The 14,853-nt window shown below is 71.4% G+C and carries 13 protein-coding genes and 1 riboswitch; of the genes, 5 read left to right on the forward strand and 8 right to left on the reverse strand.

The genetic code is table 11. The annotated features are described in order from the left end of the window. The first annotated feature begins 356 nt into the window (after positions 1-356). From ACFVDP_RS36305 to ACFVDP_RS36325, 5 genes are all read left to right on the forward strand, one after another. Positions 357-1,727, forward strand: a complete 1,371-nt coding sequence (locus ACFVDP_RS36305; RefSeq protein ID WP_383499344.1) for an ABC transporter substrate-binding protein — start codon at positions 357-359, stop codon at positions 1,725-1,727. Between the two features lie 109 nt (positions 1,728-1,836). Continuing rightward, positions 1,837-2,793 (forward strand): carbohydrate ABC transporter permease, encoded by a 957-nt coding sequence (locus ACFVDP_RS36310; protein WP_383499347.1) that lies wholly within the window; start codon positions 1,837-1,839, stop codon positions 2,791-2,793. Positions 2,794-2,804: 11 nt separating this feature from the next. Further along, positions 2,805-3,716: a carbohydrate ABC transporter permease gene (locus ACFVDP_RS36315; protein ID WP_383499350.1), complete on the forward strand. Its 912-nt coding sequence runs from the start codon at positions 2,805-2,807 to the stop codon at positions 3,714-3,716. A gap of 29 nt (positions 3,717-3,745) precedes the next feature. Further along, positions 3,746-5,428 carry a glycoside hydrolase family 13 protein gene (locus tag ACFVDP_RS36320; RefSeq protein ID WP_383499352.1) on the forward strand — a complete coding sequence of 561 codons (1,683 nt, stop codon included), beginning with the start codon at positions 3,746-3,748 and terminating at the stop codon, positions 5,426-5,428. An 89-nt stretch (positions 5,429-5,517) separates the two neighbouring features. Then, a complete protein-coding gene (locus ACFVDP_RS36325) occupies positions 5,518-6,570 on the forward strand; it encodes a LacI family DNA-binding transcriptional regulator (protein ID WP_383499355.1) in 1,053 nt (350 codons plus the stop codon). A 57-nt stretch (positions 6,571-6,627) separates the two neighbouring features. Here ACFVDP_RS36325 and ACFVDP_RS36330 read toward each other — a convergent pair whose 3' ends face one another. The 8 genes from ACFVDP_RS36330 to ACFVDP_RS36365 all read right to left on the reverse strand — a co-directional run bounded on the left by ACFVDP_RS36330 (position 6,628) and on the right by ACFVDP_RS36365 (position 14,748). After that, a complete protein-coding gene (locus ACFVDP_RS36330; RefSeq protein ID WP_383499358.1) occupies positions 6,628-7,032 on the reverse strand; it encodes a transglycosylase SLT domain-containing protein in 405 nt (134 codons plus the stop codon). Positions 7,033-7,279: 247 nt separating this feature from the next. Further along, complete coding sequence (locus ACFVDP_RS36335; protein WP_383499361.1) at positions 7,280-8,110, reverse strand: ECF transporter S component; 831 nt, start codon at positions 8,108-8,110, stop codon at positions 7,280-7,282. Next, positions 8,107-9,747 carry an ABC transporter ATP-binding protein gene (locus ACFVDP_RS36340; RefSeq protein WP_383499364.1) on the reverse strand — a complete coding sequence of 547 codons (1,641 nt, stop codon included), beginning with the start codon at positions 9,745-9,747 and terminating at the stop codon, positions 8,107-8,109. Before ACFVDP_RS36340 ends, ACFVDP_RS36335 begins: the two co-directional genes overlap by 4 nt. After that, positions 9,744-10,877, reverse strand: coding sequence for an energy-coupling factor transporter transmembrane protein EcfT (locus tag ACFVDP_RS36345; protein ID WP_383499367.1), 1,134 nt, complete (start codon positions 10,875-10,877; stop codon positions 9,744-9,746). The genes ACFVDP_RS36340 and ACFVDP_RS36345 overlap by 4 nt, the downstream gene beginning before the upstream one ends. A 3-nt stretch (positions 10,878-10,880) precedes the next feature. Next, positions 10,881-11,537: an SCO2322 family protein gene (locus ACFVDP_RS36350; RefSeq protein WP_383499370.1), complete on the reverse strand. Its 657-nt coding sequence runs from the start codon at positions 11,535-11,537 to the stop codon at positions 10,881-10,883. After that, positions 11,534-12,769, reverse strand: a complete 1,236-nt coding sequence (locus tag ACFVDP_RS36355) for a prenyltransferase/squalene oxidase repeat-containing protein (RefSeq protein WP_383499374.1) — start codon at positions 12,767-12,769, stop codon at positions 11,534-11,536. The genes ACFVDP_RS36350 and ACFVDP_RS36355 overlap by 4 nt, the downstream gene beginning before the upstream one ends. 92 nt (positions 12,770-12,861) lie before the next feature. Further along, positions 12,862-12,971, reverse strand: a riboswitch (cobalamin riboswitch). A 351-nt stretch (positions 12,972-13,322) separates the two neighbouring features. Beyond that, positions 13,323-14,489, reverse strand: a complete 1,167-nt coding sequence (locus ACFVDP_RS36360) for a flotillin family protein (protein ID WP_383499378.1) — start codon at positions 14,487-14,489, stop codon at positions 13,323-13,325. 13 nt (positions 14,490-14,502) lie between these two features. Beyond that, positions 14,503-14,748, reverse strand: a complete 246-nt coding sequence (locus tag ACFVDP_RS36365) for a hypothetical protein (protein ID WP_383499381.1) — start codon at positions 14,746-14,748, stop codon at positions 14,503-14,505. Positions 14,749-14,853 lie beyond the last annotated feature (105 nt).

Genomic DNA, 14,853 nt, shown 5'->3' on the forward strand with positions numbered 1-14,853 from the left:
GTGGAACGCAATTACGTTGAGGATGTCAGGTTCTTGCTCACCCTCTTGCGTTGTCTCCGGCGCACGGCTCCACCGGCGCGATCGTCTCCGTACCAGCTCAGTGGCGGGATGCAGGGCCTTCTTCCCTGACGGCTCCGCCCTGTGGCACCGTGCGCCCGGTGTGCCGACAGCGGGCGATGTCGGGTTCTTGCGTCCGGTTTCGTCGAGATATTTCTCGGAAGTCCGCAGGTGTTATTGATGCTTTGCGTATTCAGGTTTGTGTATTGCTCGCGGTTCGTGGGGCCCGTAACTTGTGCGTCACCTCGACGGGCCGCGTATCGACGCCGTGCCTATCCACTTCACCTCAGGGACGATCCATGACCGCAATACCGGCGGGCAGAAACGCCCGCGTCGGCATCGCCGTGGCCGCGGTGGCCGCACTCGGCTTCTCCGCGGCCGGCTGCGGAGCCTCCGACGACGGCTCCGCCTCGCCCAACGGCAAGATCACCATCACGGTGAACGACATGCCCGCGAAGACCGACCCGGTCAACCGCAAGATCTTCCTGGCGGACGTGGCCGCGTTCGAGAAGGCCAACCCGAAGATCCACGTCGTCCCGCACGAGGGGCAGATGGACCCCCAGACGTTCTCCACCAAGCTCGCCGGAGGGCAGCTGGAGAACGCCTACTACGTCTACCTCACCGACCCGGCCGGCATCATCGCCAAGCACCAGGCGGCCGACATCACCGACGCCCTCAAGGACTATCCGGAGGCCCAGCAGGTCAAGCCCGAGCTGCGCAAGGTCTTCCAGGACGCGGCCGGCCGCACCTACGGCGTGACCGAGGGCAACTACTCCATGGGCCTGGTCTACAACCGCACCCTGTTCAAGAAGGCGGGCCTGGACCCCGACAAGCCCCCCACCACCTGGGACGAGGTCCGCGCCGACGCCAAGAAGATCGCCGCCCTCGGCAAGGGCATCACCGGCTACGGCGACTACAGCAAGTCCAACACGGGCGGCTGGCACTTCACCGCCGAGATGTACTCCCGCGGCGGCGACGTGGCCAAGAAGCAGGACGACGGGACCTGGAAGGCCGCCTTCGACAACGCCACCGGCCGGGCCGTCCTCCAGCAGCTGCACGACATGCGCTGGACCGACAACTCGATGGGCCAGCGCCAACTCCTCGAATGGGCCGACCTGTTGCAGATGATGGGCGCGGGCAAGCTGGGCATGTACCTGGCCACCTCCGACAACATCACCAGCATCGCCGCGCAGTACAAGGGCGACCCCAAGGAGTACGGCCTCGGCCCCATCCCGGAGGGCAAGGGCACCCTGGGCGGTGGCGGCGGGTTCATGTTCAACCCCAAGAACACCGCCGAGCAGACCAAGGCCGCGCTCGCCTGGATCATGTTCAAGTTCGAGAACCCCGACCGGATCACCCTCGGCCAGAAGCGCGCCGCCGCCCACGACCAGCCGGTCGGCCTGCCCGAGCCCAACATCTGGACCGGCGCCGCGCAGAAGACCAAGGCCGCGGCCGACAAGAAGTACGCGAACCAGCCCGTCGCCAACTACGCGCCGTTCGCCGCCGCCACCGGCACCATCCCGCTCAAGCTGGAGCCGCCGCAGGCGCAGAAGGTGTACGCCGTCCTGGACACCGCCATGGCCAAGGTGCTCACCGAGAAGAACGCCGACATCGACAAGCTGCTCGGCGACGCGTCGAAGCAGGTCGACACGCTGCTCGCCGCCCAGTAGTACGCGCACCCCGCACACGGCAGGACCGTGCCGCGCCACCTGACCCCGCGGCACGGTCCGCCCATCCCGGAACCACCCTCGAACCACCCCCGAACCACAAGGAGTACCCATGGCGACGTCCCTCGCGTCGCGGCGCAGCGATGTCCGCCCGACCCTGCCCGCCACGGCCCCCGGGCCCGGCCGGTGGCCGCACCTGCGCCGGCGGCTCGCGGACAACGCCCTGGCCTACGCCTTCCTCGCCGCCGGGATCCTGAGCTTCGCCTACTTCTCCTGGTACCCGCTCGTGCGCGGCGTCGTCCTGAGCTTCCAGCAGGACAACCTCATCACCGACCCGCAGTGGATCGGCCTGGGCAACTACCGCACCCTGTTCGCCGATCCGCTGTTCTGGACCGCGTGGAAGAACACCGCCGAGTTCACCGGCCTCGCCCTGGTCTTCGGGTACGCCGTGCCCTTCGTCATCGCGGTGCTCCTCAACGAACTGCGCCACTTCAAGGCGTACTTCCGCATCGCCGTGTACCTGCCGGTGATGCTCCCGCCGATCGTCAGCGTCATGCTCTGGCAGTACTTCTACGATCCCGGCCAGGGCCTGTTCAACACCCTCCTGCACGGCGCGCACCTGCCCACCTCCCAGTGGGTGCAGTCCCCGCACACCGCCATGATCTCCCTGGTCCTCGTCTCCACCTGGGCCAACATGGGCGGCGCCACCCTGATGTACCTCGCCGCCCTCCAGTCCATCCCCGGTGAGCTGTACGAGGCCGCGGAACTGGACGGTGCCGGCATGTGGGCCCGGCTGCGCCACGTCACCGTGCCGCAGATGCGGTTCGTGATGCTGGTCCTGCTCCTGCTCCAGATCATCTCGACGATGCAGGTGTTCATCGAGCCCTTCCAGATGACCGGCTTCACCAACCCTTCCACCATCACCGTGATGACGCTGATCTACCGCTACGCGTTCGCCGTCAACAACGACTTCGGTCTCGCCGCCGCGATGAGCGTGCTCCTGTTCGTCGTACTCGGCGCCTTCGCCGCCGTCTATCTGCGCCTGACCCGCGACGGCGACCAGGGCTGAGGGAGAAGCACATGTCCAAGGCCACATCCAGCGCCGAGTCCGCGCAGCGCAGCCTGATCTCCGCCTCGGAGCTCGCCCGCCCGCGCAACCGCCGCCTCTACTACGCGATCCTCACCCTGACGGTGCTCGCCTTCGCGGCCGCCTTCCTCTACCCGCTGTGGTGGATGGCGACCTCCGCCCTTGAGACACCGCGGCAGTTCGCCGAGCAGACCCCGACGCTGCTGCCCCACTCCGTCCACCTGAGCGCCTACAAGGACGCCTGGACCCAGCTGGACATCGCCCACTTCTTCCTCAACACCGTGTACTACGCGGCCGGGGGCTGGGCGATCCAGATGGCGGTCGACGTCTGCGCCGCGTACGCCCTGTCGAAGCTGCGCCCTGCCTTCGGCAACATCGTCTTCGCCGGCATGCTCGCCAGCCTCATGCTGCCCGCCGCGGCCCTCCTCGTCCCCGCCTACCTGACGGTCAACGACCTGCCGCTGTTCCACATCAACCTCATCAACACCCCCTGGGCGCTGTGGCTGCCGGGCGCGGCCAACGCGTTCAACATCTACGTGCTGCGCCGCTTCTTCGACCAGATCCCCACGGACATCCTCGACGCCGCGTCCATCGACGGCGCCTCCCGCCTCCAGGTGCTGCTGCGCGTGGTGCTGCCGCTGTCCCGCCCCGTGCTCGCCGTGGTCTCCATCTTCTCGGTGGTCGGCATGTGGAAGGACTTCCTGTGGCCGCTGCTGGTCCTTCAGGACCCGGACCGGCAGACCCTGTCCGTGGCCCTGCACCGGCTGTCCACGTCGACCACCCAGGTGCCGCCCACCGAGATGATCGCCGGACTCGCCATCGCGGCCGTGCCGATGATCGTCCTCTTCCTCTTCTTCCAGCGGCACATCATCGGCGGCCTGTCCGCGGGCGCCCTCAAGGGCTGACGCAGCCCTGCGTACTTCTCTCATCCCTCATGCAAGGAGTTCCCTTCGTGGCCCGATCCACCGACGCCCACGACGAATGGTGGCGCCACGCCGTCATCTACCAGGTCTATCCGCGCTCCTTCGCCGACGCCGACGGCGACGGCATCGGTGACCTCGCCGGCGTCCGCGAGCACCTGCCGCACCTGGCCGAACTCGGCGTCGACGCCCTCTGGTTCAGCCCCTGGTACGCCTCCCCGCAGGCCGACGCCGGATACGACGTCGCCGACTACCGGCGCATCGACCCCGCGTTCGGCGACCTGGCCGAGGCCGAGGCGCTCATCGCCGAGGCGCACGCGCTGGGCCTGCGCATCATCGTCGACGTCGTCCCCAACCACGTGTCCGACCAGCACGCGTGGTTCCAGGAGGCCCGCGCCGCGGCTCCCGGCGCCGAGGCCCGCGACCTGTTCTGGTTCCGGCCCGGACGCGGCGCCGACGGTGAACTGCCGCCGAACGACTGGCAGTCCAGCTTCGGCGGCCCCGCCTGGACCCGCGTCCCCGGCCCCGACGGGACGCCGGGGGAGTGGTACCTGCACCTGTTCGCGCCCGAGCAGCCCGACCTCAACTGGGACAACCCGAAGGTCCGCGAGGAACACGAGGACATCCTCAGGTTCTGGTTCGACCGCGGGGCCGACGGCATCCGCATCGACTCGGCGACCCTGCCCGCCAAGGACCCCGCCCTGCCCGAGTTCGCCCCCGGCACCACGCCCCCCGACCACCCGCACATCGACCGCGACGACGTCCACTCCATCTACCGCTCCTGGCGCGCCGTCGCGGACGGCTACGAGCCCGCCCGCGCCCTCATCGGCGAGGTATGGCTCGACAACCCCGAACGCTTCGCCCGCTACCTGCGCAGCGACGAGATGCACACCGCCTTCAACTTCGACTACCTCAACAGCCCGTGGGACCCGGCCGCCCTGCGCACCGTCATCCAGGACACCCTCGACGCCCACGCGGGCGTCGGCGCCGCGCCGACCTGGGTGCTCTCCAACCACGACGTGACCCGCCACGTCACCCGCTACGGCCGCGCCGACTCCTCGTACGGCCACGCGCTGCGCCAGCACGGCACCCCGAGCGACCTCGAACTCGGCACCCGCCGGGCCCGCGCGGCCCTGCTGCTCGCCCTGGCCCTGCCCGGCGCGCACTACCTCTACCAGGGCGAGGAGCTGGGCCTGTGGGAGGTCGAGGACATCCCCGCCGAGCTGCGCCAGGACCCGATCTTCCACCGCACCGGCGGCCTGGACATCGGCCGCGACGGCTGCCGGGTCCCGCTGCCCTGGTCGGGCGACGAGCCCCCGTTCGGCTTCAGCCCCACGGGCACCACGGCTACTGCGCAACCCTGGCTGCCTCAGCCCGCCGCCTGGGCCGGTCACACCGTCGAGGCCCAGCAGGCGGACCCGGACTCCATGCTCGCCTTCTACCGCGCCGCGCTCGCCGCCCGCCGCCACCACGCGGCGGACCTGCGCGGCGACTCCTTCGGCTGGCACGACCGGGACGACACGGACCCGCACGTCCTCGCCTTCCGGCGCGGCCCCGGCTTCCTCTGCGTCGCCAACCTGTCCACCACGGACCAGCCCCTGCCCCCGCACAGCGGGATCCTGCTCGGCAGCGCACCGGGCGTGCCCGACGCCGAGACGCTGGCACCCGACACCACGGTGTGGCTGCGCACCGACTGACGGCCGTCCCGCTCCGGGCCGGAGGCGGCGGTCACCGGCCCGGAGCAGCGCCGTCTCCGCCGCCTCCACCTCGACAGAAAGCACCCCCCATGGCTCGCAGGCTCTCCGAAGTGGCCCGCCGTGTAGGCGTCAGCGAGGCGACGGTCAGCCGTGTCCTCAACAGCAAACCCGGGGTCTCCGACGCCACCCGCAAAGCCGTGCTGACCGCGGTCGACGTCCTGGGCTACGAGCGTCCCACCCAACTGCGCGGCAGCAGCTCCCGCCTCGTCGGGCTCGTCCTGCCCGAACTGCAGAACCCCATCTTCCCGGCCCTGGCCGAGGTCGCGGGCGGTGCGCTGGTCCAGCTCGGCTTCACCCCCGTGCTGTGCACCCGGACCGCCGGCGGCCTCACCGAGGCCGAGTACGTCTCCATGCTCCTCGACCAGCACGTGTGCGGCGTGATCTTCTGCGGCGGGCTCAACGCCCAGGAGTACGACTCCCTCGTCCAACGAGGCGTCCCCGTCGTCCTGCTGAACGCGGCTGTGGCTCAACTGCCGCACGCTCATGGGGCTTTGGGCTTCCCCCAGGTCTCCACCGACGACGTCACCGCCGTCGAACAGGCCCACGCCCACCTCACCGCACTCGGGCACACCCGGATCGGCCTCCTGGTCGGCCCCTCCGACCACGGCCCCTCCCGCCGCAAGGCCGACACGTTCAACCGGCTGACGGCCCGGCACGGGCCGCACCTGCGCGAACAGCTCGTGGGTCACGCCCTGTTCTCCTTCGAAGGGGGACAGGCGGCGGCGGTCGACCTCCTCCAGCAGCAGATCACCGGCCTCATCTGCGGCAGCGACATCCTGGCCCTCGGCGCCATCCGCGCGGCCCGCCGGGCAGGCCTGGCCGTCCCCGAGGACCTCTCCGTCGTCGGCTACGACGACTCCGCCTTCATGAACTACACCAACCCGCCCCTGACCACCCTGCGCCAGCCCATCGAGGCCATGTCCCGGGCCGCCGTCACCCTCCTCGCCAACCAGATCGGCGGCGTCCCCACCAGCGCCACCGAACTGCTCCACGAACCCGAACTAGTGGTCCGCAACTCCACCGCGCCACCAGCCGGCCGCCGCAGAATGCGCCCGGTCGGGGGTACCGCCTTGGGGGCCTGAGGGGCACAACGTCAAAAAGGGCGGCACCCCAAGGGTGCCGCCCGTCAAAAACCCGGCTCAGTACCAGCCGTTGGCCTGCCAATGAGCCCAAGCGCCACAAGCGCTCCCGTAGCGCTCGTTCATGTACTTCACACCCCAGTCGATCTGCGTCTCGGGGTTGGTCTTCCAGTCGGACCCGGACGACGCCATCTTGTTGGCGGGCAGCGCCTGCACCAGCCCGTACGCGCCCGTAGACGCGTTGGTCGCATTGGCGTCCCAGCCGCTCTCGCGGGACACGATCTTGTCGAAGCAGCCGAACTGCGCCGTGTCCGAGATCTTCTGCTGAGCGATCGCCTTGGCCGAGGCCGGAGCGGCCTGCGCCGGGGCCGAGGCGAAGAACAGACCGGCCGTGGCGGCGACGAGGGTGACACCGGCGAGGGACTTCTTCGCGGTGGAGGCGCGGCGCAGAAGCGTGGCGGACAAGACGGAACCTTCCGTGGGGGACGGGGGCGCCGGAGACGTTCGGTGACGTCCGGCGGTCGCTCCACAGAAACAGGACCGATGGGTGAATGCAATGAACCCCTTTACTAGTGGACGTCGCATCTAGTTGAAATGTCCGCTATTTGAGGCAGGTCGCAAAGCCCAGGTCAGAAGGGCTGCCATCGGTCACGCACCCGACCCCGCCCCCTACGACCGCGCTTCGTAGGTGACCTGGGTCATGTGGGACGGTTCACGGGTGCGGCCCGTCGAATGTGACCGGCGCCTCGAAGGCGGCCCGCCGCGTCGCCCGGCGCAGCGCCTTCAGGACGGCGCCCCCGACGACGAGCGTCAGGACGACGGTGAGCGCGGCCCGGCCCAGGTCCCAGCCGAGCGACGTGGCCAGGCAGTAGGCGAGGAAGCGGGCCAGGTTGTCGTGGAGCGAGGCGTCCGGCTGGTAGGCGACGGACGACGCGAGCGCGTTCATGAAGGGCCAGCCCGCGAGGTTCATGATCGTGCCGTACGCGAACGCGGCCAGGAACCCGTACCCGGCGAGCATCAGCCGCTCGGCCCGCCCGCGCAGCGCGTCGGCCCCCGGTAGCAGCCCGGCCCCCATCGTGAACCAGCCCATCGAGATCATCTGGAACGGCATCCACGGCCCGACCCCGCCCGTGAGCAGCGCGGACGCGAACATGCTGAGCGAGCCGAGCACGAACCCGAAGCCCGGCCCGAGCACCCGCCCGCTCAGCACCATCAGGAAGAACATCGGCTCGATCCCGGCCGTGCCCGCGCCGATGGGCCGCAGCGCCGCGCCCGCCGCCGCCAGCACGCCGAGCATCGCGACGGCCTTCGGTCCCATGCCGGACTCCGAGATCGTCGCCGCGACGACGGCGACGAGCAGGACGAGCAGCGCCGCGAAGAGCCAGGGGGCGTCCTGCGCGTGGGCGTTCACCTGCGATCCGGGCCCGGTGATCAGCGGCCAGCCGATCGAGACGACGCCCACGGCGCTGACCAGCAGCAGCGCGGCGACGGAGCGCGGGCCGAGCCGGACGGGGCTGACCTGCCGGTCGGGTACGAGCGTCATGCCAGCGCCTCCCGGACCTGGGCGACGGTCAGCCAGGGCTGCGGCGCCAGCACCTTCGCCACCTGCGGCGCGAACGACGGCGACGACGTGACGATCTCCGGGGTCGGGCCGTCCGCGACGATCTCGCCGTCCGCGAGGATCGCCACCCGGTGGGTCAGCTCCGCCGCGAGTTCCACGTCGTGGGTGGCCATGACGATGGCGTGGCCGCGCGCCGACAGGCCGCGCAGGATCGTGACGAGGCGGGCCTTCGCCGCGTAGTCGAGGCCGCGCGTCGGCTCGTCGAGCAGCAGCAGCGGGGGCGCCGCCGTCAGCACGATCGCCAGGGCGAGGGTGAGGCGCTGGCCCTCGGACAGGTCGCGGGGGTGGGTGTCGTCGGCGATGCCCGGGATGAGGTCGCTCAGCAGGGCTCGGCAGGTGCCGGGGGGTGCCTCCGCGTCCTTGTCGGCGGCCGTGCACTCTGCCGCGACCGTGTCGGCGCAGAGCAGGTCGCGGGGTTCCTGCGGGACCAGGCCCACCTTGCGGATGAGGTCGCGGGGGGTTGCCTTGTGGGGGACCAGGCCGTCCACCCGGACCGAGCCGGTGGTGGGTTTGAGGAGGCCTACGAGGCTGGAGAGGAGGGTGGACTTTCCGGCGCCGTTGCGGCCCATCAGGGCGATGATCTCGCCGCCGGTGATGTGGAGGTCGATGTGGCGCAGGGCGTCGATGCGGGCCCTGCGGATGCTTAGGCCGGATGTGTGGGCTAGCGGGGCTTCCGGCACCGCCACGGGGCTCCGCCCCGGACCCCGCTCCTCAAACGCCGGAGGGGCTGGATTTGGGCGCTGCTGGGCCAGTCGTTCCCGGAGGGGGCCCGCCGCGCGGCGGGCGTCCCGGACCGTGAGAGGGAGCGGTGTCCAGCCCGCCAGGCGGCCCAGGCCCACCACCGGGGGGTACACCGGCGACTCGGCCATGATGTCGGCCGGGGCGCCGACCCGCAGGGGCTCGCCGGGGGCGGGGAGCAGGGCTACCTGGTCCGCGTACTGGACCACCCGCTCCAGGCGGTGCTCGGCCATCAGGACCGTCGTGCCTAGATCGTGTACCAGGCGCTGGAGGACCGAGAGGACCTCTTCGGCGGCGGCCGGGTCGAGTGCCGAGGTCGGTTCGTCGAGGACCAGAACCTGCGGGTGCGGGGTGAGGACGGAGCCGATCGCCACGCGCTGCTGCTGGCCGCCGGAGAGCGTGGAGATGGGGCGGTCGCGCAGCCCGGCCAGGCCGAGCAGGTCGAGGGTCTCCTCGACGCGGCGCCGCATGACCGGCGCGGGCAGGCCCAGCGACTCCATGCCGTAGGCCAGTTCGTCCTCGACCGTGTCCGTCACGAAGTGCGCGAGCGGGTCCTGGCCGACGGTGCCGACGACATCGGCGAGCTCGCGCGGCTTGTGCGTACGGGTGTCGCGTCCGGCCACGGTGACCCGCCCGGCCAGGGTGCCGCCGGTGAAGTGCGGCACGAGCCCGCTCACCGCGCTCAGCAGGGTCGACTTGCCCACCCCGGAGGGTCCGGCGAGCAGCATCAACTCGCCCTCGGGGACGTGCAGTTGAATGCCGCGCACCGTGGGCGCCTGCGCGCCGTCGTACGTCACGGAGACATCCTCGAAGCGGATCATGACGACGTCTCCTGCTTTCGCTGAGCTGGTTCGGGGGCGGCGGGCACGGGGGCGACGAACGCCGGGAGGAGCCCCAGGAGGACCCCCGCCGCCGGCCACAGGGGCAGCGTCGGAGCCGTCAGCGGCACCACCGACGGCTGGAGCGCGGCCGGGTCCTGGCCGCCGCTCCAGATCATCACGGCGGCGGCGACCGCGCCCGATCCGGCGACGAGCCAGGCCCGCACGTCCCATACATCGGGCCGGTAACGGGTGCGCACCGAGCGCCGCCCGCCCAGCCACAGCCCGCCGAGCGCGGCGGCGACCCCGGCGAGCAGCACGGGCAGCCCGTACCCGGCGCCCGACGAGGCGAGCAGCCCGTACGTTCCCGCGCACACGCCGATCAGACCGCCCAGGGTGAGCGCGGCGGTGGCCCGGCGCACGGCGGGCGGCACCTCGGCGGTGCGCCCGTAACCGCGCGCGTCCATGGCCGCGGCGAGCGCCACCGACCGTTCGAGGGCGCCCTCCAGGACGGGCAGGCCGACCTGGAGCAGCCCGCGCAGTCCGCTGTCCGGGCGGCCGCGAAGCCTGCGTGCCGCCCGCAGCCGCCGGACGTCGGCGACGAGGTTCGGCGCGAACGTCATGGCGACGACGACCGCGACACCCGCCTCGTACAGCGCGCCCGGCAGCGACTTCAGCAGCCGCGACGGCGAGGCCAGCGCGTTCGCGGCGCCGACGCAGATCAGCAGTGCCGCCAGCTTCAGCCCGTCGTACAGGGCGAACACCAGGCCCTCCACGGTCACCCGCCCGCCGATCCGCACGCCCTGCGCCCAGTCCGGCAGCGGCACCTCGGGCAGCGTCATGACGACGTGCGAACCCGGGATCGGGGAGCCGAGGAAGCACGCGAAGACCAGCCGGATCCCGATCACCACCAGACCCAGCTTCACGAACGCGCCGTAGCTGCGCGCCCACGGCGCCTCCGTGCGGCGCGCCGCGACCACGTAACCGGCGACGCCGACGAGCAGCGCGAGCAGCAGCGGGTTCGTGGTGCGGGAGGCGGCCGTGCCGAGACCGAGCGCCCAGATCCACCAGGCGCCCGGATGCAGCGAACGGGAACGGCCCGCCCTCGGGGCCCGCAGTGCGTCGAGACCCATGACTCAGCCGCGGCGGCGCTTGGCCTGCCAGATCGCCGCGCCGCCGAGCGCGGCGATGACGACGACACCCGCGAGCACCCCGACGGACGGCAGGGACGAGCCGCCCGACTTCTCCGCGGGTTCGGCGGCGCCCGACGGCTTCTTCTGCTGATCCTGGCCGCCGATCTGCTCGCCGCAGCCGCTCTCCGGATACCCGGAGATGGCGCACAGCAGCGCGCTGCTGTCGTAGCGCAGCGGCTTGGCGACGGCGGCCAGCGCCTCCGCGGCCGTCGCGTCCTCGCCGACCTGCGCGCACGCGGTGCGCGCCTTCGGCGGCGTCTCACCGTCCGGCGCGTCCTCGGCCGTCCCGAAGTCGATGACGACGGCGACCCGCTTTTTCCCGTCCCGCGCGGCCGTGCCGTCACAGACCGCGCCGAAGTCGGCGGCCCCGCGCGGCTTCGTCGCGTCCTTCGAGTCCGCGCTCACCGCGAACCGGAACCCCTCGACATCACCGTCCGACGGCGTGCTCTGCGAGGGGCCCATGGTCGCGTACGTCCACGAGCCGCCGTCGTTCTCCCAGAACGACCAGTACCGGTATCCGGCGGCCTGCGCGGGCGCCGCGACGGACAGGCCGAGGACGGCGGCGAGCAGGACGAGCGGCAGCCGGACGGCGCGGCTCACTTCCGCTGCTTCTTACGCCCGCTGATCAGGATCCCGGCGCCGACGGCGGCGATGAACATGACGCCGACGATCCACCAGGACACCGAGCTGCCGCCGTCGTCCTTCTTCTCGTCACCGGAGTCGGCGGCGGACTTCGCGGAGGCCGGGGCGGGCCCCGTCTTGTTCAGCGCGCTCACCAGGTCGGTGCCGCCGAAGTCGCGCGGGTCGTTGCCGGTGGCGTGCGCGGCGAAGATCAACTGGGCGTAGGCGGCCGGACCGGCGCCCTTCGCCCAGTCCTGCGCGTTCTTCTCCAGCCAGGCGTACGGGTCCTTCGTGTACTTGATGCCCTCAGTGGCGGCCACGGACGTGATCGCGTCGGCCGTGTTGCCGTAGTCGGGCTGGTCGGTGGCGCCGGCCAGCTGCGACTTCAGGTACAGGTGGGTGGAGAGCTGGTTCTGGAGATACACGGCGCCGTTGTGCGCGATGCCGTCCGGGGTCTTCGCGGCGTCCCCGTCCTCGCAGGTGTACGCGTCCGGAGCGTCGCCCTTCTCGGCGGCGAAACCGGAGCCGAGGGCGCCGAGCACACCGGCGGCGGTCGCGTCGGCGTTCGCGACGAGGTTGCCCTTCTTGTCGGGCTGGTAGGCGAGCGCGCCGCCGTTCTTGCCCTCGGAGCAGGGCAGGGTCAGGCCGGCGAGGGCGTCCAGGCCGGACTTGCCGGTTCCGGACCGCACCTCGGCGGGCTCGTCGCCGGAGACGGACAGGGCGCCGAGCACGACCGCCGTGGAGTTGGCGTCGCTGGCGCCGCCCGGGTTGTAGCCCCAGCCGCCGTCGGCGTTCTGGTTCTTCTTCAGCCAGGCCACGCCCTTGGCGACCTCGCCGTCGCGCCCGCCGACGGCCTTGAGGGCCTGGACTGCGGCGGCCGTGCTGTTGCTGTCGAGCGGCGTCTTCGCGTCGCAGGCCGTGCCCGGCTTGTCCCGGAAGGCGCCGAAGCCGCCGTTCTCGCACTGCTGCCCGGCCAGCCAGGCCACGGCCTTGGCGGCGGGCTGGACGCCCTCCGTCTTCTGCGCGACGAAGGCGAGGGACTGGCGCCACACGCCGTCGTACGTGGGATCGGTGGTCCCGTACAGACCGCTGGGCACGGTGACCTTCGGGGAGGCCGAGGGGGAGGCACCGTCCGCGAGGGCGGCCGGCGCCGCCGCGCCGCCGATCACGACGGTCGCGGCGACGAGCGCGGCGCTGCGGCGAATGTTCATGCTGGGGCGGGTGCCTCTCCCTGCGGGGGGCCGGGCGGCACGGCACGCTGTTGCTACCGGGCGGCTCCAGCTCCGTATGCCTCGACGGTTCTGAGCCGATCATGGGGCGTGTGAGGCATTCCGGCTGTGACGGTTGCGGGTCAGCGCCGGACTCCCACCGGCTTCCCCTCACACACACGTGATGACGACCCCTTCACTGTACCGGTCGCCCCCTTTCGCCCCCTGCTCCGGTGACCCCCGACCGCGCAGTTCCCCGCGCCCCTAGGTTGTCCTTCGTCCGCGGCCCGGTGGGGGCTGGTCGCGCAGTTCCCCGCGCCCCTTATCGGGTTGTCGTTTGTCTGCGGGCCGGTGGCCGCTTCTCGCGCAGTTCCCCGCGCCCCTGAGGCGTGCGCTGCGCGCAGCCTCCCGATGAGATGGCGCACGAAGTGCGCATCTCAGGGGCGCGGGGAACTGCGCGACCAGCCACGACGAGAGCGGCACTCGACCGACGGCCTAGGGGCGCGGGGCACCGCATGAGCGGCGCCCGCACACCACCCCGCGCCCACCTCAGAGGTCACCTCACCTCGACAGGCCCGTCATCCCCACCCCGGGAAGCCCCGAGATACCGCTCGATGGCCGCCCCGGCGGCAGCCGACCCGTCCTCGCCGTTCAGGTTCTTGCGGACGGAGTCGAGAATGGTCAGACCCTGCCCGACGAGCCCGGCCGCGATCTCCCCGAGCCCATCGGCCCCGTTCAGCACGTTCACATTGGCCCCGGCGAGCCCGGCCGACGCCTCCTTCACGATCTGCGGCAACTGATCGATGAGCATCCGGTCCAGCGCGACCCGGTCGTACGACGCCGCGGCCTCGGCCTGGATCTTCATCCGCTCGGCCTCGGCCAGGGCGAGCACCCGGATCCGCTCGGCATCGGCCTGCGCCGGCTTCACGATCTCCGCGATCAGTTCCTTCTCGCGCAACTCGGCCTGCTTGAGCGCCAGTTCGGTCTGCGCCTCCAGAACCTCCTGCTGCGCGTGCGCCCGCGCGAGCGGCCCGGCCTGGTCGGCCTGCGCCTTGGCCCGGTCCACCTCGGCGCTGAACTCGGCCTGCACGATCGCGGTCTGCCGCGCGAACTCGGCCTGCTTGCGCGCCGCCGCCTGCTCCGCCTCCACGGACGCCTGGTTGGCCTGCGCCTGCGCGATCTTCGCCGCCCGCTGGATGGCGGCCTTGTGCGGCTGCGACATGGCCTCGATGTACCCGGTGGCCCCGTCGTCGATGGACTGGATCTGCAGCGAGTCGACGTGCAGCCCGATCTTCGCCATCTCCGCCTTGGAGGTGTCCAGCACCTCGGTGGCCAGCTTCTGCCGCTCGGTGACGATCTCCTCGACGGTCATCGAGCCGATGATGGAGCGCAGGTGACCGGCGAAGATCCGCCCGGTGAGCACCGACATCTGCTCCTGGTCGGACAGGAACCGCTGCCCGGCGTTGACGATCGACTCGTGGTCGTTGCCGACCTTGAAGGCGATGACGGCGCGCACGGTCAGCGCGATGCCCTGCTTGGTCACGCACTTCTCGACGACTTCCGCCTCCGCCATGGCCAGCGACAGGAAGCGGGTCTTGCGGAACACGGGCAGGACGAACTTCCCGTGCCCGGTGACGACGCGGAACGGCGCTCCCCCAAGTCCCCGCCTGCCTCCCGAGATCAGCATCGCCTCGTCGGGTGCGGGAACGCGATATCCGAACATCCTTGACGTCTCCTTAGCGGGCGCCGCCGTCGCCGTCGACGAGGAGAGGATCGGTCCAGGCCATGACGACGACCTGTCTGGTGCCGCGCGACTCGATCACGAGCACGGTCGTCCCGCGCTCCAGGGGTTCGTCCGACCACGCGAGAAACGTCTCGGTCCCGCCCCTGACCCGCACCAGCACCTCGCCCGGCCCTCCGGCACCCCGTGTGCCGAGCACCAGCTTCCCCGTACAGCCGACCACAGCCTCGTCCGGCGCCATCGGCGGCCGCCCCCTTGTTGCTCCAGCTCGCACGAGCTCTTGGCCAGGACCATACGCCTGCGCGTACGCCCCTTCCATCCACGCGCGGCAAAGATCCTTCGACGA

The sequence above is a fragment of the Streptomyces sp. NPDC057694 genome (genome assembly GCF_042799415.1).
Classification (GTDB): Bacteria; Actinomycetota; Actinomycetes; order Streptomycetales; family Streptomycetaceae; genus Streptomyces.